Annotated in this window: 32 protein-coding genes and 1 other RNA gene; 11 read left to right on the top strand and 22 right to left on the bottom strand. The window is 40.8% G+C overall.

The window, feature by feature from the left end; translation table 11 throughout:
• Positions 1-2 precede the first annotated feature (2 nt).
• Positions 3-629 carry a hypothetical protein gene (locus tag FK004_RS13280; RefSeq protein ID WP_108737693.1) on the top strand — a complete coding sequence of 209 codons (627 nt, stop codon included), beginning with the start codon at positions 3-5 and terminating at the stop codon, positions 627-629.
• Between the two features lie 197 nt (positions 630-826).
• Here the strand turns inward: FK004_RS13280 and FK004_RS13275 are convergent, their stop codons facing one another.
• The gene (locus FK004_RS13275) at positions 827-1,186 is read right to left on the bottom strand and encodes a winged helix-turn-helix transcriptional regulator (protein ID WP_108737692.1); all 360 of its coding nucleotides are present in this window, start codon (positions 1,184-1,186) and stop codon (positions 827-829) included.
• Between the two features lie 81 nt (positions 1,187-1,267).
• Between FK004_RS13275 and FK004_RS13270 the strand changes: the two genes are divergently transcribed.
• Positions 1,268-2,143 (top strand): NmrA family NAD(P)-binding protein, encoded by an 876-nt coding sequence (locus FK004_RS13270; protein WP_108737691.1) that lies wholly within the window; start codon positions 1,268-1,270, stop codon positions 2,141-2,143.
• Positions 2,144-2,204: 61 nt separating this feature from the next.
• Here FK004_RS13270 and arsB read toward each other — a convergent pair whose 3' ends face one another.
• The 4 genes from arsB to hxpB form a co-directional block, all read right to left on the bottom strand.
• Positions 2,205-3,269 (bottom strand): ACR3 family arsenite efflux transporter, encoded by a 1,065-nt coding sequence (arsB, locus tag FK004_RS13265; RefSeq protein WP_108737690.1) that lies wholly within the window; start codon positions 3,267-3,269, stop codon positions 2,205-2,207.
• Between the two features lie 10 nt (positions 3,270-3,279).
• The gene (locus tag FK004_RS13260; protein WP_108737689.1) at positions 3,280-3,753 is read right to left on the bottom strand and encodes a DUF6428 family protein; all 474 of its coding nucleotides are present in this window, start codon (positions 3,751-3,753) and stop codon (positions 3,280-3,282) included.
• A 20-nt stretch (positions 3,754-3,773) separates the two neighbouring features.
• Positions 3,774-4,106, bottom strand: a complete 333-nt coding sequence (locus tag FK004_RS13255; RefSeq protein ID WP_108737688.1) for an ArsR/SmtB family transcription factor — start codon at positions 4,104-4,106, stop codon at positions 3,774-3,776.
• Positions 4,107-4,448: 342 nt separating this feature from the next.
• Positions 4,449-5,108, bottom strand: a complete 660-nt coding sequence (gene hxpB, locus FK004_RS13250; RefSeq protein ID WP_108737687.1) for a hexitol phosphatase HxpB — start codon at positions 5,106-5,108, stop codon at positions 4,449-4,451.
• Between the two features lie 243 nt (positions 5,109-5,351).
• On the opposite strand from hxpB, the gene dnaX reads away from it, so the two are divergent.
• Entirely contained in the window at positions 5,352-6,437 is a 1,086-nt protein-coding gene (gene dnaX / locus FK004_RS13245; RefSeq protein ID WP_108737686.1) for a DNA polymerase III subunit gamma/tau, read from the top strand.
• Positions 6,438-6,447: 10 nt separating this feature from the next.
• Here the strand turns inward: dnaX and FK004_RS13240 are convergent, their stop codons facing one another.
• The gene (locus FK004_RS13240; RefSeq protein ID WP_157956104.1) at positions 6,448-6,711 is read right to left on the bottom strand and encodes a hypothetical protein; all 264 of its coding nucleotides are present in this window, start codon (positions 6,709-6,711) and stop codon (positions 6,448-6,450) included.
• 10 nt (positions 6,712-6,721) lie between these two features.
• Here FK004_RS13240 and FK004_RS13235 point away from each other — a divergent pair, with 10 nt between their 5' ends.
• A complete protein-coding gene (locus FK004_RS13235) occupies positions 6,722-7,135 on the top strand; it encodes a DNA polymerase III (RefSeq protein WP_227871604.1) in 414 nt (137 codons plus the stop codon).
• Between the two features lie 9 nt (positions 7,136-7,144).
• On the opposite strand, the gene FK004_RS13230 is transcribed toward FK004_RS13235, so the two are convergent.
• The 12 genes from FK004_RS13230 to pyrR all read right to left on the bottom strand — a co-directional run bounded on the left by FK004_RS13230 (position 7,145) and on the right by pyrR (position 16,964).
• Positions 7,145-7,720, bottom strand: coding sequence for an NAD(P)H-dependent oxidoreductase (locus tag FK004_RS13230; RefSeq protein ID WP_108737684.1), 576 nt, complete (start codon positions 7,718-7,720; stop codon positions 7,145-7,147).
• 135 nt (positions 7,721-7,855) lie between these two features.
• Positions 7,856-8,890 carry a saccharopine dehydrogenase NADP-binding domain-containing protein gene (locus FK004_RS13225; RefSeq protein ID WP_108737683.1) on the bottom strand — a complete coding sequence of 345 codons (1,035 nt, stop codon included), beginning with the start codon at positions 8,888-8,890 and terminating at the stop codon, positions 7,856-7,858.
• Positions 8,891-8,959: 69 nt separating this feature from the next.
• Positions 8,960-9,517 carry a Crp/Fnr family transcriptional regulator gene (locus FK004_RS13220; protein WP_108737682.1) on the bottom strand — a complete coding sequence of 186 codons (558 nt, stop codon included), beginning with the start codon at positions 9,515-9,517 and terminating at the stop codon, positions 8,960-8,962.
• 65 nt (positions 9,518-9,582) lie between these two features.
• Complete coding sequence (locus FK004_RS13215; RefSeq protein WP_108737681.1) at positions 9,583-10,473, bottom strand: Ppx/GppA phosphatase family protein; 891 nt, start codon at positions 10,471-10,473, stop codon at positions 9,583-9,585.
• A 68-nt stretch (positions 10,474-10,541) separates the two neighbouring features.
• The gene (gene ppk1 / locus FK004_RS13210; RefSeq protein ID WP_108737680.1) at positions 10,542-12,620 is read right to left on the bottom strand and encodes a polyphosphate kinase 1; all 2,079 of its coding nucleotides are present in this window, start codon (positions 12,618-12,620) and stop codon (positions 10,542-10,544) included.
• The gene (locus tag FK004_RS13205; protein ID WP_108737679.1) at positions 12,604-13,104 is read right to left on the bottom strand and encodes a SixA phosphatase family protein; all 501 of its coding nucleotides are present in this window, start codon (positions 13,102-13,104) and stop codon (positions 12,604-12,606) included. Before FK004_RS13205 ends, ppk1 begins: the two co-directional genes overlap by 17 nt.
• A 110-nt stretch (positions 13,105-13,214) precedes the next feature.
• Positions 13,215-13,859 carry a pyridoxamine 5'-phosphate oxidase gene (pdxH, locus tag FK004_RS13200; RefSeq protein WP_108738843.1) on the bottom strand — a complete coding sequence of 215 codons (645 nt, stop codon included), beginning with the start codon at positions 13,857-13,859 and terminating at the stop codon, positions 13,215-13,217.
• 25 nt (positions 13,860-13,884) lie between these two features.
• Positions 13,885-14,790: a ribonuclease Z gene (locus FK004_RS13195; protein WP_108737678.1), complete on the bottom strand. Its 906-nt coding sequence runs from the start codon at positions 14,788-14,790 to the stop codon at positions 13,885-13,887.
• Positions 14,791-14,808: 18 nt separating this feature from the next.
• Complete coding sequence (locus FK004_RS13190; RefSeq protein ID WP_108737677.1) at positions 14,809-14,994, bottom strand: hypothetical protein; 186 nt, start codon at positions 14,992-14,994, stop codon at positions 14,809-14,811.
• A 29-nt stretch (positions 14,995-15,023) separates the two neighbouring features.
• Positions 15,024-15,356, bottom strand: coding sequence for a ribonuclease Z (locus tag FK004_RS13185; RefSeq protein WP_108737676.1), 333 nt, complete (start codon positions 15,354-15,356; stop codon positions 15,024-15,026).
• A 76-nt stretch (positions 15,357-15,432) separates the two neighbouring features.
• Positions 15,433-16,359 (bottom strand): aspartate carbamoyltransferase catalytic subunit, encoded by a 927-nt coding sequence (locus FK004_RS13180; RefSeq protein WP_108737675.1) that lies wholly within the window; start codon positions 16,357-16,359, stop codon positions 15,433-15,435.
• A 71-nt stretch (positions 16,360-16,430) separates the two neighbouring features.
• On the bottom strand, positions 16,431-16,964 hold the full coding sequence (gene pyrR, locus FK004_RS13175) for a bifunctional pyr operon transcriptional regulator/uracil phosphoribosyltransferase PyrR (RefSeq protein WP_108737674.1): 534 nt from the start codon (positions 16,962-16,964) through the stop codon (positions 16,431-16,433).
• A gap of 280 nt (positions 16,965-17,244) precedes the next feature.
• On the opposite strand from pyrR, the gene FK004_RS13170 reads away from it, so the two are divergent.
• On the top strand, positions 17,245-17,415 hold the full coding sequence (locus FK004_RS13170; RefSeq protein WP_108737673.1) for a phosphatidate cytidylyltransferase: 171 nt from the start codon (positions 17,245-17,247) through the stop codon (positions 17,413-17,415).
• 105 nt (positions 17,416-17,520) lie between these two features.
• Here FK004_RS13170 and FK004_RS13165 read toward each other — a convergent pair whose 3' ends face one another.
• Complete coding sequence (locus tag FK004_RS13165; protein WP_108737672.1) at positions 17,521-19,143, bottom strand: ABC-F family ATP-binding cassette domain-containing protein; 1,623 nt, start codon at positions 19,141-19,143, stop codon at positions 17,521-17,523.
• A 155-nt stretch (positions 19,144-19,298) separates the two neighbouring features.
• On the opposite strand from FK004_RS13165, the gene FK004_RS13160 reads away from it, so the two are divergent.
• Positions 19,299-20,708: a TlpA family protein disulfide reductase gene (locus FK004_RS13160; RefSeq protein WP_108737671.1), complete on the top strand. Its 1,410-nt coding sequence runs from the start codon at positions 19,299-19,301 to the stop codon at positions 20,706-20,708.
• 68 nt (positions 20,709-20,776) lie between these two features.
• Here the strand turns inward: FK004_RS13160 and fsa are convergent, their stop codons facing one another.
• A complete protein-coding gene (fsa, locus tag FK004_RS13155) occupies positions 20,777-21,433 on the bottom strand; it encodes a fructose-6-phosphate aldolase (protein ID WP_108737670.1) in 657 nt (218 codons plus the stop codon).
• 99 nt (positions 21,434-21,532) lie between these two features.
• On the bottom strand, positions 21,533-22,336 hold the full coding sequence (locus FK004_RS13150) for an SDR family oxidoreductase (RefSeq protein ID WP_108737669.1): 804 nt from the start codon (positions 22,334-22,336) through the stop codon (positions 21,533-21,535).
• Positions 22,337-22,544: 208 nt separating this feature from the next.
• Here FK004_RS13150 and FK004_RS13145 point away from each other — a divergent pair, with 208 nt between their 5' ends.
• Genes FK004_RS13145 through FK004_RS13125 form a run of 5 tightly spaced genes read left to right on the top strand, consistent with a single transcriptional unit; the run spans position 22,545 to position 25,291 of the window.
• On the top strand, positions 22,545-22,892 hold the full coding sequence (locus FK004_RS13145; protein WP_108737668.1) for an ISAon1 family transposase N-terminal region protein: 348 nt from the start codon (positions 22,545-22,547) through the stop codon (positions 22,890-22,892).
• The gene (locus tag FK004_RS13140; RefSeq protein WP_420358899.1) at positions 22,885-23,694 is read left to right on the top strand and encodes an ISAon1 family transposase; all 810 of its coding nucleotides are present in this window, start codon (positions 22,885-22,887) and stop codon (positions 23,692-23,694) included. The genes FK004_RS13145 and FK004_RS13140 overlap by 8 nt, the downstream gene beginning before the upstream one ends.
• Complete coding sequence (locus FK004_RS13135; RefSeq protein ID WP_108736801.1) at positions 23,691-24,038, top strand: ISAon1 family transposase N-terminal region protein; 348 nt, start codon at positions 23,691-23,693, stop codon at positions 24,036-24,038. The genes FK004_RS13140 and FK004_RS13135 overlap by 4 nt, the downstream gene beginning before the upstream one ends.
• Positions 24,031-25,014 carry an ISAon1 family transposase gene (locus FK004_RS13130; protein WP_108737667.1) on the top strand — a complete coding sequence of 328 codons (984 nt, stop codon included), beginning with the start codon at positions 24,031-24,033 and terminating at the stop codon, positions 25,012-25,014. Before FK004_RS13135 ends, FK004_RS13130 begins: the two co-directional genes overlap by 8 nt.
• Positions 25,007-25,291 carry a transposase gene (locus FK004_RS13125; RefSeq protein ID WP_317046940.1) on the top strand — a complete coding sequence of 95 codons (285 nt, stop codon included), beginning with the start codon at positions 25,007-25,009 and terminating at the stop codon, positions 25,289-25,291. The genes FK004_RS13130 and FK004_RS13125 overlap by 8 nt, the downstream gene beginning before the upstream one ends.
• A gap of 91 nt (positions 25,292-25,382) precedes the next feature.
• On the opposite strand, the gene ffs is transcribed toward FK004_RS13125, so the two are convergent.
• An RNA gene (ffs, locus tag FK004_RS13120) (signal recognition particle sRNA small type) lies at positions 25,383-25,480 on the bottom strand.
• Positions 25,481-25,489: the final 9 nt, after the last annotated feature.

The following is a 25,489-nucleotide window of genomic DNA, read 5'->3' as shown; positions in this document are numbered from 1 at the left end:
TTATGACAGAACTAAAATATACTCTTATAGCTGATGGCAGTTCAGATAAAAATTTAATTAGAATTATAGACTGGTCTCTAAATGATTTATACCCAAAAATTGCCATCGAAAGTCAGTTTGCAGATTTTAGAAATCTTCAAAAGCCTCCTAAAGATTTAAAAAGCAAAATAAAAATGGCAGAGCAACTTTTTCCTTTTCAAATTTTGTTTTTACACAGAGATGCTGAGTCCCATGATATAGAATCACGAAAACTTGAGTTAGATAAACAATTAACACCCGAAATAAAAGCCGTAACTATACCAATCATACCGGTTAGAATGATGGAGACTTGGTTATTAATTGATACAGACGCCATCAAAAAAGCTGCTGGAAATAGGAATTATAAGAAATCTATACAACTACCTACATTAAAAATGCTCGAAAAAGAAACAAACCCTAAATCAATACTACATGATTTATTGAAAGAAGTGAGTGGACTAAAAGGCCGTAATTTAGATAAATTCAATCCTCATGAAACTGTACATTTATTATCTGAAAACATTGATGATTATTCCCCATTGAGAAGTTTAGATTCTTTCATTGACTTTGAAAAAAGTCTCAAAAAAATAATGAGCACTTTTTTATCATAGCTTAGTAAATATATTTTTATAATAAGAAGTAAAGTATTTTAAATTTTATTGTACCAAAGTCCACATGTTGACATTATTTTGAATCTGTAATATATTAAATAAATAATTCGAATAGGAGTTTTATGCTGAGGAATAAGATCCCTAAGTAAACAAGCAAGTACATTTCCTGAATCTATTCATTACTTCTATAATAATCGCTACAATGCCTCTGTATTATACCGTAGCCCCCATTCGGCCATCGCTTCGAGTGTATGGCTGAGTTCCCTCCCGGAAGCACTCAAACTATAGGTTACAAAAGGCGGCACGACAGGCTTAGCTTCCCGGATCACGAGATCATCGGCTTCCAATTGTTTTAAATGCTGGATCAGCATTTTTTCGGTAACATCGGGAATGGCTCTCCGGAGTTCGCTATACCGCTTGGGGCCACTCATCAGCTGATAGATAATCAGCGGTTTCCAATACCCTCCAATCTTACTCATCACGAAATTGATCGGGCATTTGTTAATGGCGCGTTCCTTATTGTAATTGTGAGTCGAACTCTCCTTGATTTGTGTCATGCTACATACTTTAGGGTAAGTACTTGTATAAAAGTAAGTACAAAGATACCTTTGTATTTCAATAATCAAAATAATAAAGACATGAAATTTACGATAACAGGATCATTGGGCAAGATCAGCAAACCTTTAGCAACCACCTTAGTTAAAGCAGGACATACGGTAACCCTCATTTCCAGCAATCCGGACAAAGCGGAAGCGATCACAGCACTGGGTGCTATCCCGGCTATTGGATCGGTAGACGACTTGGAATTTATAACCAAAGCTTTTACGGGTGCAGATGCTATTTATACGATGGTCCCTCCTACTTTTGCGACCACCAATTACCGGGAATACATTTCGGGAACGGGAAAAATCTATGCCCAGGCAATCCAGGCGGCGGGAGTGCAGCATGTGGTAAACCTCAGCAGCATTGGTGCCGATCATACTGATGGTACAGGCCCCATTAAAGGGTTGCATGATGTGGAACAACTTTATAATGCCCTGGAAGGTGTTGCGATTGTCCACCTGCGCCCGGCTTATTTCTTTACCAACTTTTATGCGAGTATCGACATGATCAAGCATGCGGGTATCATGGGCAGTAATGTGGGTGCCGCTGATACTATGGTTATGGCACATCTTAATGATATCGCTGCCGTTGCCGCGACTATCATACAGGAGCCTTTTACGGGTAAAAGCATCCGTTATATCACCAGTGACGAACGTACGGCAGGCGAAGTAGCAAGCGTACTGGGGGCAGCTATCGGAAAACCGGAATTGCCCTGGATTGAATTTACCAACGAACAGGCATTCGACGGAATGGTCCAGGCGGGATTGCCAGAAGAAGTGGCCAAAAATTATGTGGAAATGGGTGATGCCATCCGGACGGGAAAACTCTGGATCGATTATAACAAGAACAAACCGGAACTGTCCAAAACCAAACTGGAAGATTTTGCCAAGGAATTTGCATCACAGTACTAATTAAACCAGAATCCCGGAAGCTTTCACTTCCGGGATTTTTAGTTATGCTTTATTATTATACTTACGCTATGTAATATTTTTTCCGGAACCAAAACGCCAGGTTGACCAATGCAATTAATGCCGGCACTTCAACTAATGGGCCAATCACACCGGCAAAAGCCTGCCCGCTATTGATGCCAAAAACACCAATTGCAACGGCTATCGCCAATTCGAAATTATTGCCCGTTGCGGTAAAAGCAATGGAAGCACTTTTAGCATAATCGGCACCAAAATATTTGCCTGTAAAAAAGCTCAGTACAAACATCAGGGTGAAATAGAGCACCAATGGAATCGCTATCCGGATCACATCCATAGGAATCTGTACAATCAGTTCTCCTTTTAAGCTGAACATGACTACTATCGTAAACAATAACGCAATAAGTGTTATGGGGGCTATCGCCGGAATGTATCGGTTCGTAAACCATGCTTCCCCTTTGCTGCGGATGAGAACATAACGGCTAAGGATGCCCAGGGCGAATGGAATCCCTAAATAAATGCCGACACTTTCGGCAATTTGCCCGATGCTGATCGTAACATCAAAACCTTTATAGCCAAACCAGGAGGGCAATACCGTTATAAAGATATAGGCATATACACTGTATAAAAATACCTGGAATACACTGTTTAAAGCAATAAGCCCGGCAGCATATTCCCTGTTTCCTTCTGCCAGGTCATTCCATACCACCACCATCGCGATACACCTTGCCAGGCCAATCAGAATGAGGCCGATCATGTATTCGGGATAGCCATTAAGGAAAAGCAAGGCCAAAACGAACATCAGGATTGGCCCTACAATCCAATTTAAGAATAATGAGGCTCCCAGGATTTTGGTATTTTTAAATACGGCTCCCATCTTGCCATAATTTACTTTAGCTAAGGGCGGGTACATCATCAGGATCAGCCCTATAGCCAAAGGGATATTGGTGGTACCGCTGGAAAATGAATTGATCAATTCACTGCTGGAAGGGATATAATAACCTATAGCCACACCGAAAGCCATGGCGAGGAAAATCCATAAGGTAAGGAATCGATCCAAAAATCCCAGCTTTTTTCTTTCTGCCGCAGGGGCACAGTTAGTTGCTGCCATCTCTTTGCAATTAGCAACAGCCGCCCCCGGGAGTACAGCTATTGGGATTTGTAGGATTACTTTCGGATGCACTGCTTTTTTGTTGACCCGAAGGGATTCCACATTGTTCCTGTGCTAAGCACGCAGTCTGTTTGTTGATGAGTTGGAAATTTTCACCGTTGAAGCCAAGGTCGTATTTGCCAATTGTGATGTTTTGGTATTCCACTTCGATTTCATAATCTTGAATACCCAATACTTTTTCTGATAGTCCAATTATACTGAGTAATTTTTCCGGTTTCAATCGGTGGTCGTAATCGTTGGCATCCCACAGCTGGAAATTCACAACCGTTTCTTTTCGTACTGTTCCGCCACAATCGATAAAGTGTTTCGTGATTAGCCCCACTTCGGTTACGTGAAAATATTCCGGAACAAAGGATCCGTCAGGGAGCATAAAATTTACGGCTTCCAAAGTTTCTAAATGCTTTTTTATTTCTGATAGTTTCATATTTTTTATTTTTAAATGATTTAACAACAATCGGTTTTCTTTTTCTGAAGGTAATCGGTTACGTGCTGAAAAAAACCTTTGATCTTTTCAAATCCAGGTTCGTTGATACAATAGCAAATGGCATTGCCTTCAATACTGCCTTTTATAAGCCCTGCGTTTTTAAGTTCCTTTAAATGTTGTGACACTGTTGGCTGTGCCAATGGCAATTCGTTGACAATATCGCCACAGATGCAGGTATCTACTGTCATCAAATATTCCAGGATGGCAATACGGGCCGGATGCCCTAAGGCTTTCGCCAAAATTGCCAGGTCGTTTTGTTGTGCTGTAAAGTAATCTGTCTTAGTTGCTCCCATTGTTATATTTTTATATTGCAATATTACGATACACTTTCAATGTGGCCAAACTAAATCACACAAAATTTAAAATTAGCATTCTGAAGTGCCACGACTAAACGAAAAAAGCAGGCACTATACTTACTAGTTTAGTGCCTGCTGCTACTATTTCGAAAACCACTTTTCTATTAATTCATCCTCACTAACTAGACTCTACGATTTTTAGATTTATGGTCTTCGGAATCGTTTGTTATTAATAGCCGTTCTGCTCTAAATCCTTTTGTCGATAATCAGGACACAAATTAATAAGTACTATCAAAGTTGATCGCTATAATAAATACTTATTTAAACAAGTACCTTATACTATAGCAGCGCGTGGAATGCTTCCATTTCATGGTTTTCATATTCATTAATAATGTGATCGGCAAGGCTTAGGTCTACTGCACTTCCACCATTGGTAAAAGCCACGACTTTCATGCCTGCCATCTTGGCTGCGAGCATTCCGGAATAGGAATCCTCAATGGCAATACAATATTCCGGGTCGATATTCAGCTTTTTGGAAGCACTCAGGTAAATTCCGGGATGTGGTTTCCCGTGTGGCTCAAATTCTGCCGAAGCGATGGTATCAAAATAGTCGGCGATACCGGCCTTCTCTAATACAGCAGGAATGATCCTATAGGGGGAATTGGTGGCCAATCCGATTTTGTAGCCCTTTGCTTTCAGCTGCATCAGAAACAATTTTATACCCGCAATCTCGCAGTGTTCCGCTTCAATCAGCGCGATTACCCTTGAAATAACGAGCTCTTCCACTTCCTGCAATGTGGTCTTTTCCCATGGAAAGCGCTCATACCAAAATGAAGCCACTCCGATGGTAGTCATTGATTTTGTAATCAGGGCCAGTTCCTCGGTCACTTCCACACCCAGTGCGGTAAAGACTTCGTATTCCGCCTGTGCCCAAAGGTGTTCGGAATCGACAACGACACCATCCATATCAAAAATAATTGCTTTCTGCCTTTCTTTCATAGTACCTAATTACTGTTGCCTATTTATAATATTATCGTCGAGTTTCTAATTTTTTGCCAAGATAAATATTTTAATGGAAACAGGCTACGCCGCAGTAATAATTACCAAACAGCCACCTGCATTTCCCTAATTCCCTAAGATTCAAATGACCGTATACGGACTGGCTAAAATCGATCAATTTTCAATCGCAATTTTTTTTAATCCTGAATTATTAAAGCTATATTTGTCCACTGCAAAAAATTTATGGAAGAGTTTATAGTATCAGCCCGAAAATACCGTCCCCAGACCTTTAAGGATGTGGTGGGCCAACAGGCTATTACCAATACCTTACTGAATGCGATCGAGACCAATCATTTGGCCCAGGCGCTGTTATTTACCGGACCCCGTGGTGTGGGAAAAACAACCTGCGCCCGAATATTGGCCCGTAAAATAAACCAGGAAGGCTATGATGACCCTACCGAAGATTTTGCTTTTAATGTGTTTGAACTCGATGCGGCTTCCAATAACTCGGTAGACGATATCCGGAGCCTGATTGACCAGGTTCGTATCCCGCCACAAACCGGGAAATACAAAGTGTATATCATCGATGAGGTGCACATGCTCTCCCAGGCGGCATTCAATGCCTTCCTGAAAACACTGGAAGAACCGCCACGCCATGCTATCTTTATCTTGGCAACGACAGAAAAACACAAAATCATCCCGACGATCCTCTCCCGATGCCAGATCTTCGACTTTAAGCGTATTACGGTTAAAGATGCCAAAGATCATCTTGCTGAGGTTGCGAAAAGCCAGGGTGTTTCCTATGAGGATGATGCGCTGCATATCATTGCCCAAAAGGCTGATGGTGCGATGCGTGATGCACTGTCGATCTTTGACCGTGTGGTCAGCTATTGCGGTACCAACCTTACCCGCCAGGCCGTTACAGAAAACCTAAACGTACTGGACTACGAATACTACATTAAAATGACCCAGCTGATTTTGGAGAATAAAATCCCCGAACTGCTGCTGGCGTATAACGATATCCTTTCGAAAGGTTTTGACGGGCACCATTTTGTTGCCGGACTGGCTTCCCACTTCCGGGACCTGCTGGTATGCAAAACACCGTCTACCCTCACCCTGCTGGAAGCGGGTGAACAGGCACAGCAAATGTATGCGGCACAGTCGCAAACGGCTTCCCAGGATTTCCTGCTCAAAGGAATTGAGATCGCCAATGACTGTGACCTCAAATTCAAAACGAGCCAAAACCAACGGCTTTTGGTTGAGCTTTGCCTGATGCAACTGGCCTCTGTCACTTATGACGGAGAAAAAAAAAAGTTGACCAATTTATAATACCCGCATTTTATTTTATCAATAAAACGGCTTCCATAGAAGTAAAGGAACCTGTTGTTATTGCTGATCCTGTTGCAAAAGCTGCTACAGCTGCCGCTGCTATTCCAGTTCCGGAACCCCAGGCTCCTGCTCCGGTAGCACCACCTGAGGCCACACCCGAAACCAACACCGCTCCTGCATCGGAAACCGCGAATACCACTGCGCCACAAAATGGAATGCCTCCTGTACCCGAAAAGAAAGTTTCGGCATTCTCCTTAGCGAGTATTCGTGCCAAACGCGAACTGATGGAAAACCAGAAGCTCTATGCACGGGAAGAACAGGAATTCATCAACCAGGCTTTTACCGAAACCGATATGTTGCTGCAATGGAACAAATATGCACAGCGATTGGGTGATAAAGGCCAAAAGATCATGGAAACCTACCTCCTCATCAATGATCCTAAAATGCATGAGAATGGCGTGACCATCATCCATGAATTGCCGAATGAGGGTTCAAAACTTGATTTTGATACCGAAAAACATGGCTTATTAGGCTATTTAAGAGGTAAGCTCCACAATCATGACATCACTATTGAAGTAGTGGTGAATGAGACGGTAGAGACTAAATTTGCCTTTACCCCACAGGATAAATTCAACCGACTGAATGAAATCAACCCGGCATTGGAAATCCTGAAAAAAACCTTTGACCTCGATTTCTAATTCGTAATATTACTGGTTCAATCCGAAATCATACACCTGCTGCAGCCATTTTTCTCTTTGAACCGCAGCGGATGTTTTAATGATCCCGATATAACTCACCTTCACCGGTGAAATACCACAAAACTGCAATACTGATTTCCTGAGCTGATTCACACTTGCCCTCCCAAAAAATAACCGATAATACCAACCCGGCTGATCCAGTGTCGTAATGATATGTGCGGTCTTGCCTTTGAGCAGTTTGTCCCACCACACCGAATCTTTCCGGTATTTGTAAGCCATTCCCGGCAGGAACAACCGGTCTATAAATCCTTTGGCAATAGCCGGCATGCCACCCCACCATACGGGATGAATCCATACCAAATGGTCTGCCGCCACAATCTTATCCCAAGAAGCTAATAAATCCGGTTCCAGCGCCATTACTTTGCTATAGCCGTACGCAAGATTGGGGTTAAAATTGAGTTCACCAATATTGATTTCCGTCACCCAGGCACCGGATGTTACTGCTCCTTTTTTATAAGCCGCAGCCAGGGCATAATTGAAACTCCCGGGATTGGGATGCCCGTTGATAATTACTATTTTTTTCATGTTGTTCTTTTTATTTTTTTATGCATTATACATATTTTATACATCATGCATTTATGCGGTATGCGTTTATGCATAAATGCATGATACGCTTTCATTCGTTTGTAGGGTCTGTAGCAGTGCTACAGACCTACAGACCTACATCGTTCCGTTTTCACATTTTACCGTTATGCCATCGTGTCCCTGCAACTGCGCCATTAATTCCTGCGGTTTATGCAACTGGTGGGCGAAATAAATTCCATTTGGAAATGCACCATGGATCAACTTTTCTACATGCAGTACCATCGACAGTGCTGTAAGTTCAGCCTGCCCTTTGGCACTGCGTACGCTGATCGTTTTAGTGCGGTCCTGCACTTTAATCACAATATCAAAAAGCGTTTGATCACCCGATCCTCCCGATCCGAAAATCATCCTTCTTTCTTTTAGCGATAGCATATTGAATATTCGAAGATACTGGAAGATACCCAGCAGCCGCGTAATGAATTTTGAATTGTAAGTCATCTTCACACTTACATCCGGTATCCCCTCAATAGTGTTCAGTACAAATAAATCGGGGACATCAAAATTATAGGCCTGCCGTTTTCCAATCCCAAAGGAAAAATTATGGTATTCGGAATCGAGGAAATGCCGGATGGTTACCGGGCGGTTATTTTCATAGCGGACAAAAGGTTTGTATACATTTTCGGCCATAAAATGCGCTGAACTTTCCCCGGCCTGGTCCTTGATGGAATAATAGACAAAAAGGCCCACACCCTGGATATTCTTTTTTTCCGGTACGGCAGCAGCTATAAGTCCGCTCACAATACCGCCCATCCATCCGGAACCAAATACCAGGCGACTTTCCGGTTTATGCCCCCTGACCAAACGATAGGCTTCGATCATGGCCGGTGTAGGTTTGGTCACATCGACATAATCAATTCCATGATCCAGTGCATACCGCAGTACATTATTATGGCTATCACTAACTGAAAGCACAATAATATCAATGGCATGTCCGGCTATGTTTACAAAAGTTTTGGGATCGTTGACATCAATCTGTAGCTGTGTTTTGGTACTGCCGCTCTTACGGCTTCCGATATAGAGCTGGTGTTGTGGGTTCCTATCGGCAAGGATGCGAAGGATGGTCTTCCCCACAAGCCCTGTCCCACCGATGACTAAAATGTTTTTTTGCATAATCGTTGTAGTTTTGATGCAAAAATAAAAGTCCGGCAGTAGAGGGCTGCCGGACATATGTCTATAAAATCAAATTGTAGTGCGAATACGGCTCAGGTGCCGCGGTGTGACACCCAGAAAGGAAGCCAGGTAATGCTGCGGGATGCGCTGTATGTAATTGGGATGCAGGGTAAAAAGCTCCAAATAACGTTCTTTGGCGCTGAATTTCTGGAACGAAACAATACGCCGCTCCAATCCTACATATTGCTTCTCTGCCAATACCCTGCCCACTTTTTGCCAACCGATACTGTTGTGGTACAACGCTTCCAACTGTCCGTGCTTCAGTACCAATAGCTCGGTATCAAATACGGCCTGTATGTTTTCATCGGTAGGCGTTTGGGTGACGAAGCTCGAAAAAGCAGCCATGAGCTCTTTTTCAAACGTAATGCAGTTGGTGATTTCATCTCCGTCACTGTTCTTATAAAAGGAACGCAGTACACCGGATTGCAGGAATACAATCTCGTCGCATACTTCCCCTTCCTGAATCAGGAATTCTCCCTTTTTTAGGTTTTTGGCCGTTAATAGTCCGTCCAGCTGGTCCAGTTCGGATTGGGTCAGGAGTGCTAAAGCCGAAAATAGTTCTTTCATTTATAGCGATGCGCCACAACTCCTCCCGATTGCTTATTGCAACCGGAGGTGATGTTTTGCTATTGTTAAATACGGTTGTAGTATAATGCTTTGACAATACCGTCAGAAAGTCCGATCTTAGGAACGAACATGTTTTTGGCACCGCTCCATTTCATGGCATTGAGGTAAATTTTGGTTGCCGGGATAATCACATCGGCACGATCTGGGTTGAGTCCCAGTTCCGATACGCGCTGTTCATACGAAAGCCCGTTCAGGAAAGTATATTGCGAATTGAGGTACGTATAGCTCATCGGTTTTTCCTGTAGCTTCCCGGACATCTTAAAGAGTTTGTTGATATTTCCACCCGAACCAATCATCGTGATATTCGGATAGTCGTGTGTGATGGTTTTAATCCACTTTTCGATCTCCTGCCATACAATGTCATTGACCATGTTATTCAGCAGTCGTACGGTACCTATTTTAAAGGATTTGGATGTAATCATCTGCCCATCGGAAAACAGCGTAAATTCGGTGCTCCCACCACCCACATCTACATAGAGGTACGTATGGTCTGTTTTTAGCAAATGATGCAAATCGGAAGAAGCGATGATTTTGGCTTCCCGTTTCCCATCGATGATATCAATTTTAATATCGGCCTGCTCGAGGATCATATCGGCTACTTCCTTGCCGTTATACGCTTCGCGCATGGCAGAAGTGGCACAAGCCATATATTTTTCGACTTTATGCACTTTCATCAACAGCTTGAAGGCTTTCATGGCATCAATCATCCTTTCGATATTCTCTTCTGAGATCTCGCCCACTGTAAAAGCATCCTGCCCCAAACGGATGGGAACACGAATCAGGGCACTTTTGCTGAATTGAGTTTCCTTACCTGGCTGTTCAATAATATTGGCAATCAGCAGACGCATGGCATTGGATCCAATATCGATAGCGGCATATTTTTTTATAGTAATCATGTAGTCCTATATTATGATTGAATAAATCCTGAATAATGGTAATTTTCCTGGCAATCGTATTCCGACGGTTATAGCTGTTCGGTGATGACTTCCAGCTTGTCCCTGTAATAGTTGAAGGTTTCCACCTGTGCCCGGAAGGTCTTATCTTTATTTCGCGGCTTGTAGGCATTGTTAAGCGATTCCGAATGGAGCCTTGCTTTTACATTCCCTTTCCATCCGATATCGAAAGTATCGATGAGTTCCTGCTTGATTTCCTCATCATAAATCGGGCAGGTAACTTCTACCCTGCCATCAAGGTTGCGCGTCATAAAATCGGCAGACGAGATGAATACTGCCGGATTGCCGTCGTTACCAAAGATATAGACCCTGGAGTGTTCGAGGTAATTGTCTACAATACTAATGGCCTCGATATTTTCACTCATTCCGGGAACACCGGGAATCAGGGAACATATCCCACGTACGATCAGTTTGATCTTTACACCACTGCGACTGGCTTCATATAATTTATCGATCATCTTAAAATCCGACAAACTATTCATTTTGAGTTTCATATACGCTGGCTTCCCGGCAATAGCATTGTGTATTTCGGTATCGATCAGCTTATTGAAACGGCTACGGCTGTAATGCGGCGATACAATCAAGTGCTTGTAACGGTGCAGCCTGTAATTGATATCAAAGAATTCAAATATCTTCGAGGCATCCCGCAGGATCTGTGGGTGGCTGGTCAGTAAGGTGACATCGGTGTAAATTTTGGCGGTAGATTCGTTGAAGTTTCCGGTAGAGATAAATCCGTACCGAACGGTTTTCCCTTCTTCCTTACGCTCGATCAGGCATATTTTACTGTGTACTTTCAGGCCTTTGATCCCAAAAATAAGCTCTATCCCTTCCAGCTGCATCTGCTCGGCATACGAAATATTACTGGCTTCATCGAAACGGGCCTGCAACTCGATCTGAACGACCACTTTCTTTCCGTTTTTGGCTGCATTGATCAGCGAACTGATAATCTGGGAATTCTTGGCCAGGCGGTATAAGGTAATCTTAATGGCTGTTACCTGCGGATCCAGTGCTGCTTCCCGTAAAAATTTAATTACATAGGAAAACGACTGATAGGGCGCATTGATCAGGTAGTCTTTTTTGGCAATTTTGGCCAATATACTTCCTTCCAGACTGAGCCCATCCACGGGTAGTGGTGCATTTTGGTAATAGAGCAAGTCATAGCGGCCCAGGTTTGGGAAATCCATATAATCCCTGCGGTTATGGTAGCGCCCTCCGGGTATGATACTATCGGTGGAATTGATGCCCATCTTAGTCAGGAAGAATTTAAGTGTGTCTTCTTCTATCCCCTGGTCGTATACAAAACGAACCGGTTCCCCGATCCTCCTGTCCTTTACCGAAGAGGATATTTTTTCCAGCAAACTTTTACTCAGGTCACTGTCAATTTCCAGCTGGGCATCACGGGTGATTTTGATCATGTGGGCAGAAATGCGCTCATAGTCAAAAATATTAAAAATACTGTGCAGGTTATACCGGATCACATCGTCCAGCATAATCACATATTGCTTGTCATTATTGGAAGGCAATACTACAAAACGGTTGATGGTTTTAGGAATCTCCACGATAGCGTAGCGCACATCGGCATTGGATTTCATGACCAATTTAATAGCGAGATACCCTGAGGCATCTTTTAGTATCGGGAATTCGGCCAGGTCATTCAGGATGATGGTCACTAATGCCGGGCTTACCTTCTGTATAAAAAAGTCTTTGATGAAATTCTCCTGTTCGCGTGAGATTTCGGTTTCGTTGATGATGAAAATATTTTCACTGGCGAGTTCATTCTCAATGATATTCAGGATCCGGAGACTTTCCGACTGCAGTTCGATCACTGTAGCGGTAATTTCCTTCAGGGATTGTTTGGCGGTAATACCCCCCAATACTTTTTCCCCTGAAATCCCCGACATCCGAAGTCGTCGTATGGCTGCATACCGCACCCGGAAAAACTCATCGAGATTGTTTGAAAAAATCCCTAAGAAACGAAGCCGGTCCAGTAATGGCACTTTTTTATCTCCGGCTTCCTGCAATACTCTGGCATTAAACGCAAGCCAGCTCTTTTCTCTATCAATGTACCTATTCTCAAACGTTATGTTCATTTTTTAAATCTTTGGGAAAAATTACTTTTTGTATTTCACCATTACTTATCTCCTGCCATCGGGTCTGTTCAAAATTGATGGCTACAAATCCACAGGTCGGAATATTATCATACGCTGCGTCGGTAAATTTATTAACAAAATTAGTAATTGCGGGATTGTGACCAAAAATAATTAAGTTATCAAATTGGTCGTTACAGCTTTTGATGGCTTTTTCCAATTGTTTCTCATCAAAAGTATAAAGAACGTCTTTATAAATAATACTATCCTCGGGACAGGATAAATTCTGAGCAAAAATAATTGCTGTTTCTGAAGCTCTTTTTGCAGTACTACTCCAAAAAACAAAAGATTTTGGAAGGAGCTCACAACAATTGGATGATATGAGGTGCGCATCCTGAATACCGCGTACTGAAAGTGGTCTTTCCCTATCTTTTGAAGCGGTTTCCCAGCTTGATTTTGCGTGTCTGATTATAATCAATTGTTTCATAGTTTTCCTTTTAAAATCGAAATATAAATCTCTAATATCGGGAATTAATTGAAACGATAGAAATAATTATTTGTTAATTACAGTGATTTTAATCTACTTCTAATGCTCTTTTAAGGTGCCAGCCGTTCGGTTTTCCAGGAAAAATCTTCCTGTATTTCATAACGGATCCTGTCATGCAGCCTGTTAGCCCTTCCCTGCCAGAATTCAATACTCACGGGACGTATTAAAAATCCACCCCAATGCTCCGGCCTTGGGATTTCCTTTCCTTCAAAATCGTGCTCCAACTGTTTTAAATCGTGCTCCAGGACTTCCCGTGACGCAATCACTTCGCTTTGATGCGAAACAATAGCCCCGAGTTTGCTTCCTGCGGGACGGGAATCGAAATAACCGTCGGAGATATTCTCAGTCGTTTTCTCGGCAATTCCTTTAATGATCACCTGACGCTCTGCTGCTGCCCAAAAGAAAGAAAGGCAGACGTGCGGATTTTTCGATATCGCTCTTCCCTTTTCGGAATTGTAATTCGTATAAAAGATAAATCCCTCATACGTATATTGCTTTAATAATACCACGCGTGATTTTGGAAAACCATCCAGTCCAATAGTGGATACGGTCATGGCATTCACTTCGTCGGTCCCACCGGAATCTTCGGTTTCATGGAACCACTTTTTAAAAAGTGTAATAGGATCTTCCGGGATCCCGGTTTCGACCAATTCGCTTTTCTCATAGGACTTTCTGTAATTGCTTAAATCTTCCATAGTCTGCGGGTATAAATAATGGGCTTTAAAATTCAAATGATTTTCCGTCATCTGCCAGGAGTACGTTCTGAAAGATTGTGCTGGCTTCTTCCCGGAATTTTTCAATCGATTCATAACGGGTGGAATAATGTCCTAAAACCAACTGCTTGGCATTGGCTTTTAAAGCAATCGTCGCTGCTTCTTTGGCGGTACTGTGCATCGTTTTTCCTGCCAAGGGCGCTTCTGATTCTAAAAAAGTAGACTCGTGGTACAACACATCTACATCCTGAATTATAGGCAATATGTCTTCATTGTACAAAGTATCGGAACAAAAGGCATAACTTTTAGCCGGTTCGGGATCAAAGGTCATGATGCTGTTGGGAATCACTTCCCCACTTTCCAATACCACATCGCCACCACTTTTTATCTTTTGGTAATAACACTGGTCAATCTCGAGGTTGAGTATTTTATCCATGTTTAGTTTCCGGTCTCCCGTTTTTTCCTGAAATAGATACCCATTCGTATACACCCGGTGTTTTAATGGAATTGTTTTTACGATGACCTTTTCATCTTCAAAAACCACTTCAGAACCTTCCGATTCGAGTTCGTGGAAATAAAGGTTGTAGTTGGTCCAGGAATTGGATAATTTCAATTGCAATAATATAACCTCCTTAATTCCTTTGGGACCATAGATATGAAGGTCATTCACACGATTCAATAGCATGAAAGTAGAAACCAGCCCCACCAGTCCGTAGAAATGATCACCGTGGAGGTGGGAAATGAAAATATGGTTGATCCTGGAAAATTTAATCTTGTTTTTACGGAGCTGTACCTGGGTCCCTTCCCCACAATCGATCAGGAACATCCGGTTTTTGATTTCCAGCACCTGGGAGGTCGGATTGGTGAACGTACGGGGTGTAGCGGCATAGCAGCCCAAAATGGTTAAATTCATCAGGAATTCATTGGTCGTTTAGGATAATGGCGTGTTCTTTTTTTGTTTATTGGTATACCGTATGGATAGGACCATGGCAATAATGACCACCACATTCGCGAAAATACTGAAATAGGAAGGATGTAATCCGGTAAAGGTATCATAGATATTGATCGCCAACATGAGGATCGATCCTACCAACAGTATGTATTTTAATACTTGCATGCTTTTATAACTAATTAATTTTTAAACGGCTAAAAGCCCAAATCGCGTTCTATCTCTTCCATTTCAATAATGTCATGCGCTTCCAGCACCGTAGGCACTACAATCATCTCTTCGGGAACTTCATCAAAGTCGAATTCACTGACTACGATCACAAAAGATTTACGCCCTTTCCTGTGTGTGTTGGACAAGGCCAAAAAAGCCAAGATCTCTTTTAATTTTAAATCGGTATAAGCCGAGATATCGATAATCAGGTTATCGTCCTTAAACGTGTTATATTCTGACGTCAGCTTCTCGATAAATGAGAACAGGTTACCCTGAGTATCCTTAATCAGGGTGTCTTTTTCTTTTTTTTCTACTTTCATGGTTTCTTTTTGATACAATTTACAAAAAACGGGAATGCCTCGTTTTAAAAAAAACGATAATCTTTTGGATATTGCTTTATTTTATTTTTGAAGCCAAAAGGTAAATGACTGCCATACGTACCGCTACTCCATTTTCTACCTGATTTAGGATCACTGATTGTTGCGAATCCGCCACATCAGAAGTAATCTCCACACCACGGTTGATTGGCCCCGGGTGCATAATCACAATCTCTTTATTCAAAGAGTCCAACAGGTTTTTATCGAGTCCGTACTGCTGTGCATATTCGCGGGTAGATGGAAAATAATTCACATCCATACGTTCGTTCTGAACGCGCAGCATGTTGGCTGCATCACACCACTCCAGTGCTTTTCGCAGGTTGGGTTCTACCGTAACGCCTAAGGATTCAATATGTTTTGGAATCAATGTTTTTGGGCCGCATACTTTTACTGATGCACCCTGCATTTTCAAAGCGAATATATTCGACAATGCTACCCTGGAATGCAGGATATCACCCACAATAACGATTTTCTTACCGGCAATGCCTCCCAGGTTTTCACGGATGGTAAAAGAATCCAGTAAAGCTTGTGTCGGGTGTTCGTGTGCACCGTCACCGGCATTAATAATACTGGCTTTTACATTTTTGGACAGGAATACGGCAGCACCGGGGTTGGAATGGCGCATTACGACCATATCCACTTTCATGGCGAGTATGTTATTGACCGTATCGATCAGGGTCTCCCCTTTTTTAACAGAAGACTGGGCTGCAGAGAAACTAATCACATCGGCAGAGAGCCTTTTTTGCGCCAGCTCAAAGGATAACTTGGTACGGGTACTGTTTTCAAAAAAAATATTGGCAATAGTAACATCGCGAAGTGACGGTACTTTTTTGATCGGACGGTTGATCACTTCCTTGAAATGTTCTGCCGTTTCCAGGATGAGTACGATATCCTGTTGGTTGATGTATTTAATTCCTAATAAGTGATTTACGCTTAATTCTTTCATCTTTTTTAGGTTGTATATTTTCTAAAGGTTGTAGTTAGGGTAAAATAGTCAGTCGTGGCATGTACAGTACATCATACTAAGAGTACAATATCTTCGCCTTCCTGTTCTGCCCAGTTCACTACTACTTTTTCATTATTGATCGCATCCACCTGACGTCCCCTGTAATCGGGTTGTATGGGAAGATGACGGCTGAAGCGCCTGTCGATCAGTACGAGCAGTTCAATCTCTGACGGCCGCCCAAAAGACTGGATGGCGGTAAGTGCCGAACGGATACTGCGTCCCGTATACAATACATCATCGATAAAAATGACTTTTTTGTTTTCAACGATAAAATCAATCTGGGTTTTGTTGGCTTCAAGCGGTTTTTCTTTTCTTCGGAAATCATCACGGAAAAACGTGATATCGAGATACCCTAAAGAAACATCTTTGATCTGGTATTCGCTTTCCAGAAGATTTTTTAGTTTTTCTGCGAGAAAACTTCCACGAGGCTGGATTCCAATTAAGATCGTGTCCGAAAAATCAAGATGTTTTTCAATCAACTGACAGGCCAAACGATGAAGAATGATATTGACTTCTTTGGAAGTAAGCAATACTTTTTGACTCATAATTGTATGTTGTGTTTGGAGCGTAAAAATAGGTATAAAAATTAAAAGTTGTCCTAATTTATTCTATAGAAATTAAGAGAAATATTTTTCTGCCCTTCCATCAATTGGATACTATTGCTGATCCCATAATTAGTGAGGTTCCAGAGTAAACATTAAGTTATTACCCCGTAGGCAGAAATCCTGTAACGAAATCCAATAATTATATAAGAAGTACTTTTCAGGTCTTTCCGATATTTGTATAACATCAAAAACAAAGTTACAAACTAAAAAACCCGAACTTATGAAAACGTATATCTTAAGAACCAGCTTGCTTTTACTTGTATTATTGACCTTTAACAGCTGTGCTGCAGTAGAAGGTATATTCAAGGCCGGAATGGGCGTTGGCATATTCATTGTCGTAGCCATAATAGCGGTAATTATCTTTATTATAGCCAAGCTGCGTAAAAAATAACGAAACCAAACCACCAAAATAAAACCAAACCAAACCACCAATTACAACAAAAAAACCACAACGTAAATGTTGTGGTTTTTTTTATGCTTATAAGAAGTTGCTGTATTATGAATACATTTTCTTTCTAAGTTCCTGTACTTTATCATCGTCAAGGTAATCATCGAAAGTCATGTAACGGTCAATCGCACCCTGTGGTGTCAATTCGATAATACGGTTACCCACTGTCTGCGAAAATTCGTGGTCATGCGTGGTAAAAATCAATGATCCTTTAAAGTTTTTCAAAGAGTTATTGAAAGCCGTGATCGATTCCAGATCCAGGTGATTCGTTGGTTCGTCCAGCATCAATACATTGGCACGTTCCATCATCATTCGGGAAAGCATACAACGTACTTTTTCTCCTCCTGACAATACACGGCTCGTTTTTAAAGCTTCCTCACCGGAGAAAATCATTTTACCCAGGAATCCACGGATGTATACTTCATCACGCTCTTCTTCTGTTTTAGCCCATTGGCGTAACCAGTCCACTAAGGTAAGGTCATTTTCAAAAAATGCATGGTTATCTACCGGAAGGTAGGCCTGATTAGTCGTAATACCCCAGTCGAAGGTTCCGGCATCTGCAGCCTGATTTCCATTAAGAATTTCATAGAATGCGGTGGTTGCACGGGAATCTTTGGAGAACAATACAATCTTGTCGCCTTTTGCCATGTTCAGGTCTACATTGGTAAATAATGTTTCACCATCAACAGAAGCACCTAAACCCACCACATTTAAAATCTGGTCTCCGGCTTCACGTTCCTGGTCAAAGATTATAGCAGGATAACGACGGCTTGACGGCTTGATTTCAGAAATGTTCAGTTTGCTGATCATTTTCTTACGGGAAGTTGCCTGTTTTGATTTTGCAACGTTGGCGCTGAAACGACGGATGAATTCCTCCAATTCCTGTTTCTTCTCTTCCGCTTTCTTATTCTGTTGAGCGCGTTGTTTTGCGGCCAACTGGCTGGATTCATACCAGAATGTATAGTTACCGGAGTAATGGTTGATCTTACTAAAGTCAATATCCGAGATATGCGTACATACTGCATCCAGGAAGTGACGGTCGTGAGATACTACAATTACTGTATTATCATAATTTGCCAGGAAGTTTTCCAACCAGGCAATGGTTTCAAAATCCAGGTCATTGGTAGGCTCATCCATGATCAATACATCAGGATTTCCAAAAAGCGCCTGTGCCAAAAGCACCCGTACTTTCAGTTTACTATCCAAATCCCCCATTAAACTATAATGGTGCTCTTCGCCAATACCAAGGCTTGACAATAAAGAAGCAGCATCAGAATCGGCATTCCAACCATTCATCTCTTCAAAAATTACCTGTAGTTCTCCAACACGATCTCCATCTTTATCAGAAAAGTCTTCTTTCAGGTATATTTCGTCCATTTCTTTCTTTACCGAAAAAAGCTTCTTATTCCCCATCATCACCGTTTCCAGAACTGTGTGCTCATCGAACATGTTGTGATTCTGGTTCAATACAGACATCCTTTTACCAGGTTCCAGGTGGATGTGCCCGGAAGTAGGATCCATTTCGCCTGCCAGGATCTTTAAGAAAGTTGATTTTCCAGCGCCATTTGCTCCAATAACACCGTAAATATTTCCATCTGTAAAAGTTGTATTCACTTCGTCAAACAAAATTCTTTTGCCAAACTGAACTGATAAATTATTTACTGTTAACATTGATTATAGTTTTTTAAAAAAGTTTTGCAAAAATAGAAAAAATTGTGCAGTTTTGAGTCCTTATACTATACAATTCTATCGTAAAAGTTATTTAACTATGCCTTAACAGTTTGCTAAATAACGGATCGATAAATTTGTTTATCAAAACATTGATAATGACTCAACTTAGTTTTCGGGAATTGTTTTTTTTTTCTTCTGCAGTATTACTATTTTTAAATTCATGCGACAAACCATTTAAAGACAACGACTACACTGCTTATTTTGGTGGTGAAGTGTCCAATCCCAAAACCTCGTATGTCCTATTATACAAAGACAGCACGCTAATCGATACGATTCCGTTAGACAAGAACAACCGATTCTACAAAAAGTTTGATTCCCTGACCCCCGGCCTTTATACCTTCAAACACGATCCGGAATACCAATATGTTTATTTTGATAAAAATGACAGCCTCATGGTACGGGTGAATGCTAATGATTTTGATAACTCCGTTGTATTTTGCGGTCGCGGTGAAGAGAAGAATAATTTCCTGATGGAATTGTACCTCAAGAATGAAAAAGATCGTTCCGGGATGTATGAAATATTCGATTACGACCTAAACAAATTTGAAAAAAATATTGATTCTTCCTATACTTCCGCGAAACAATTTGCTGCTACACACAAACAGGAACAGCAGTGGAGTGATGATTTTGATGCGTATGTACAAGCCAGTGTCGACTTCCCCTATTATGCCAAGAAAGAAATTTATCCTCAGGCTCATAAAATCCGGACTGGAAAAAACATCCTGAATAAACTTCCGAAAGACTTTTACGGTTTCCGCAAAAAGATCAATTTCAATGATGACCAGATTACCAATTATTCTCCCTTTGTCCGTTACCTTACGGTTATGCTGAATAATATCGCTGCCTCCGAAACTGTCGCGGGACAAAATAGTAGCGATGCTGCTCTGGAACTCAACATCCGGAAACTAAATATTGCCGACAGCCTCTTTACTTCCCAAAAGATAAAAAATAGTGTCCTGAATAATATTGCGTTCATGTATTTGCTCGAAGACCAGCACATTCAGAACAACAAAAAATTCCTGGATCGTTTTTATACACTTTCTACAGACAATAAAGAGGAAAAGGAAATCCGTAAAATTGGTGATGCGGTACAGCTCCTTAAAGCAGGCAACAGACTACCAGACATCATGCTCTTTAATGACAAGGATGAAAAAGTAGCGGCCAATTCCTTATTCAAAAAGAAAACGGTAGTATTCTTCTGGACGGAAAAAGCGAAATCCCACATTATCAGCGCCCACAAAATTGCCAAAAACTTAGCGAAAAAGTATCCGAATGTAGCCTTTATCGCCATCAACCTTGACGACGACCAACAAGAATGGAAAACGGAACTGGCGAATTATAATTTCGAACAGGTACAGGAATACCGCGTAGCTGATTTTGAAGCCCTGAAAGCAAAATGGGTGATTACCAAAATCCACCGCACACTGGTCATCAATGCCGATGGCACTATAGCTAACGCTTTTACTAATCTTTTTGATGTAAAGTTTGAAGACAACCTAAAATAGATCCTGAACATACAGGCATAAAAAAACTCCCGCAAGCGGGAGTTTTTTTATTATAAACAGATAGCATATTATTTATTTCCTTTTTCAAAATCAGCAATAAACTGAGCCAGTCCGATATCGGTTAACGGGTGTTTTGCCAATCCAAGGATTGCTGAAAGTGGCCCGGTCATTACGTCGGCACCAATTTTAGCACAGTTAATAATGTGCATTGTATGCCGTACAGATGCTGCTAAAATTTCGGTTTCATAACCGTAGTTATCATAAATTTCGCGAATCTCCTCAATAAGATTCAATCCATCGGTAGAAATATCATCCAGCCTTCCAATAAAAGGAGACACATACGTTGCTCCGGCTTTGGCAGCCAATAATGCCTGTCCTGCTGAAAAAATCAAAGTACAATTGGTTCTGATTTCACGATCGGAAAAATATTTTATCGCTTTGATCCCATCCAGTGTCATTGGAATTTTTACCACAATCTGTGGATGCAGTTCTGCCAGCTCCTCCCCTTCTTTAATCATTCCTTCCAAATCTACTGCATTTACTTCAGCACTTACATCCCCTTCTACCAGGTTACAGATGTCAACATAATGTTTTAATATATTGTTTTTTCCGGTAATGCCTTCTTTGGCCATTAGGGAAGGATTTGTTGTTACTCCATCTAAAACCCCAAGTTCCTGGGCTTCTTTAATCTGCGCTAAATTTGCGGTATCAATAAAAAATTTCATCTCGTCTGAATTTTATTTAAGTTTACTATTATTCGTTCTTTAGTACCGGTTTGTCGTGATTTAGATCTGTCTTTAACATCCGTGCGTATGGAAACAAAGCTACAATTTATAATGGTTCATCAGCATCTTTTCATAGACTTTATCGGGTAATACCCGCTTCAGTACAATGGAAAACTTCTGCATAAAAGCCCCTACTTTATAATGTATTTTAGGATTGGGGGTCTGTATAATTTTATAAACTGCCAATGCCATTTCTTCGGGATTGCTTCCGGCATCGACATGGTCATTCATCGTACGCAGTGTTTCGCCGTAGGTCGCTTCATAAGCCGAACCTTTAATTAATGGTGCATGGAAACGCCCAGATGCAATATTGGTCGCGAAGTCGCCCGGAGCTACATTGGAAATATGGATCCCAAAGGATTTTACCTCCATACGCAATGCCTCGGTAATCAGCTCCAGCGCTCCTTTGGAGGCCGAATAGACACTTCGGTACGGCAAGCCCATATAAGCAGCAATCGAAGTAATATTAATGATTTGTCCTGATTTCTGCTGCCGCATTTGTGGCAAAACGGCTTTCATCACTTCGACAGGCCCAAAGAAATTCGTATCAAAATTATTCCGGATTTCATCTGTTGGAATTTCTTCCAATGGGCCGGTAATCCCAACCCCGGCATTATTGATCACGATATCCAGTTTTCCGGTAGCTGCAATAACTGTAGCAACGGCCTCCTGAATACTGGCTGTATTTCGGACATCTAAAGCGATTAATGGAAATAAAGAACCTGTAATACGCTCCGGATTCCGGCTCGTACCATAGACTGTAAATCCTTTTTTAAAGAGAAACTCCCCGATTGATTTTCCGATTCCTGATGATGCTCCTGTAATAAGGACTACTTTACTCATGTGATACTGGGATATGTACAGGCCTTTGAGCCATATTAATGCTCTGTGTCCTGATATTAGTTTGGTGCTTCAAAATTAAAAAAACTATGGTATGAAACCTACATTTGTTTTTTTTAATCTGCTGCTGTATAAGTTTTTTAGGATCAAGAACAAAAGTTGGGGAGGAATGTCAAAATAAAATCAGAAATTTGCAATCTAAGAATTTGATATGACCCCAATAGAGCTTTTGAAGTTTATGCTTCCTGATTTTTTAGTTGACCATTTTGAAGTGGTTTTTTCTACTAATACAGAAGAAATATTACACCTATACTTTGAAGAGAATGCCAAACCTCCGTCAGAATTTAATGGACTTCAGTTAATCTCAAAGGGTTTCCAGGATGAGATCACCATTCAGGACTTTCCTTTGAGAGGGAAGTTTGTGTATCTACACATCAAAAGACGTCGCTGGATCAATAAAGACACAAGTGAGATCGTTAAAAGAGATTGGAATCTAGTTGCCAAGGGAACCCGCATGACTCAGGATTTTGCGGCTTTTTTAAAAGAAATTAATAGATAAAACTGCTATTGACTGTCGTACCATTGGAGGTTTCTTTGGAGTCAATGGGAAAAAATTACAAAGACAATACAAAAAATATTTAAGCTCCTTTAGTACGTGGGCTCAACGTGAACATGCGCATGAGTGGATTATTTATCCTGAAAATATAGGTACCCACTTGTCAATTGATGAAGTAGCCTTGTCTCAGGGTGAGCTTTTTACTATCGTAACCAATAAGGAAGCTAGAGGTAAAAAAGGTTGCCTAGTTGCTATTATTGCAGGGACAAAGGCAGATCAGGTCATTGAACATATCTGTAAAATTGATTACAAAAAAAGAAGTTGGGTTCAAGAAATAACACTTGACATGGCTAATTCCATGAAGTTGATTTCCAAAAAATGTTTTCCAAAAGCGGTACAGGTTACCGATAGATTTCATGTTCAAAAATTAGCTCTAGAAGCATTACAGGAGATTAGAATAAAATATCGTTGGGAAGCGATGGATACTGAGAATCGATTCATATTACAAGCGAAAAAAGAAAACAAAACTTATCTCCCAGATCTTTTATCTAATGGAGACTCTGTAAAACAGTTGCTCGCCAGAAGTAGATATGTTCTTTATAAATCCCGCGATAAATGGACCGAAAGACAAAATGAACGAGCCCAATTGTTATTTGGCTTATATCCCGATATTAAAAAAGCATACAGTTTAACCCAACAACTACGAGGTATTTACAACAATCATAACAATAAAGGATCAAGAACAAAACTTGGGGAGGAATGTCAAAATAAAATCAGAAATTTGCAATCTAAGAATTTGATATGACCCCTATAGAGCTTTTGAAGTTTATGCTTCCTGATTTTTTAGTTGACCATTTTGAAGTGGTTTCTTCTACTAATACAGAAGAAATATTACACCTATACTTTGAAGAGAATGCCAAACCTCCGTCAGAATTTAATGGACTTCAGTTAATCTCAAAGGGTTTCCAGGATGAGATCACTATTCAGGACTTTCCTTTGAGAGGGAAGTTCGTGTATCTACACATCAAAAGACGTCGCTGGACCAATAAAGACACAAGTGAGATCGTTAAAAGAGATTGGAATCTAGTTGCCAAGGGAACCCGCATGACTCAGGAGTTTGCGGCTTTTTTAAAAGAAATTAATAGATAAAACTGCTATTGACTGTCATACCATTGGAGGTTTCTTTGGAGTCAATGGGAAAAAGTTACAAAGACAATACAAAAAACATTTAAGCTCCTTTAGTACGTGGGCTCAACGTGAACATGCACATGAGTGGATTATTTATCCTGAAAATATAGGTACCCACTTGTCAATTGATGAAGTAGCCTTGTCTCAGGGTGAGCTTTTTACTATTGTAACCAATAAGGAAGCTAAAGGTAAAAAAGGTTGCCTAGTTGCTATTATTGCAGGGACAAAGGCAGATCAGGTCATTGAACATATCTGTAAAATTGATTACAAAAAAAGAAGTTGGGTTCAAGAAATAACACTTGACATGGCTAATTCCATGAAGTTGATTTCCAAAAAATGTTTTCCAAAAGCGGTACAGGTTACCGATAGATTTCATGTTCAAAAATTAGCTCTAGAAGCATTACAGGAGATTAGAATAAAATATCGTTGGGAAGCGATGGATACTGAGAATCGATTCATATTACAAGCGGAAAAAGAAAAAAAAACTTATCTCCCAGATCTTTTATCTAATGGAGACTCTGTAAAACAGTTGCTCGCCAGAAGTAGATATGTTCTTTATAAATCCCGCGATAAATGGACCGAAAGACAAAATGAACGAGCCCAATTGTTATTTGGCTTATATCCCGATATTAAAAAGGCATACAGTTTAACCCAACAACTACGAGGTATTTACAACAATCATAACAATAAACACGTTGCGATGACAAAATTGGCACATTGGTACAGGAATGTAGAGGAGTCAGGGTTTAAAAATTTTAATATCCTTTTAAATACTATAACGGTTAATTACCAGTCAATCTTAAACTATTTTGACAATAGAAGTACAAATGCTTCAGCAGAATCTTTTAATGCTAAAGTAAAAGCATTTAGAAGTCAATTTAGAGGAGTGCGTAAAGTAGATTTCTTCTTATTTAGATTATCTAATCTTTTTGGGTAATCCCCAAGCTTTGCGTTTGATCCACAATAAACACGTTGCGATGACAAAACTGGCACATTGGTACAGGAATGTAGAGGAGTCAGGGTTTAAAAATTTTAATATCCTTTTAAATACTATAACGGTTAATTACCAGTCAATCTTAAACTATTTTGACAATAGAAGTACAAATGCTTCAGCAGAATCTTTTAATGCTAAAGTAAAAGCATTTAGAAGTCAATTTAGAGGAGTGCGTAAAGTAGATTTCTTCTTATTTAGATTATCTAATCTTTTTGGGTAATCCCCAAGCTTTGCGTTTGATCCGTTTTTTAGGGGAAGTGGAAAAGGTATAAAACAAAAAAATCTCCTTATGGAGATTCAAATGAAAAAAAAATGGCAAGCGACCTACATCGCACCGCTACGACCACATACCTTTGCTGTGTTCCCACCCTGGAGGAGTCTGCAGGAGCTGGTCGTGTAGGACTTGCCGGTGCAAATA

This window comes from Flavobacterium kingsejongi, from assembly GCF_003076475.1.
Taxonomy (GTDB): domain Bacteria; phylum Bacteroidota; class Bacteroidia; order Flavobacteriales; family Flavobacteriaceae; genus Flavobacterium; species Flavobacterium kingsejongi.
The sequence above is the reverse complement of the archived record's forward strand: the minus strand, read 5'-3'. Positions and strand labels throughout refer to the sequence as shown.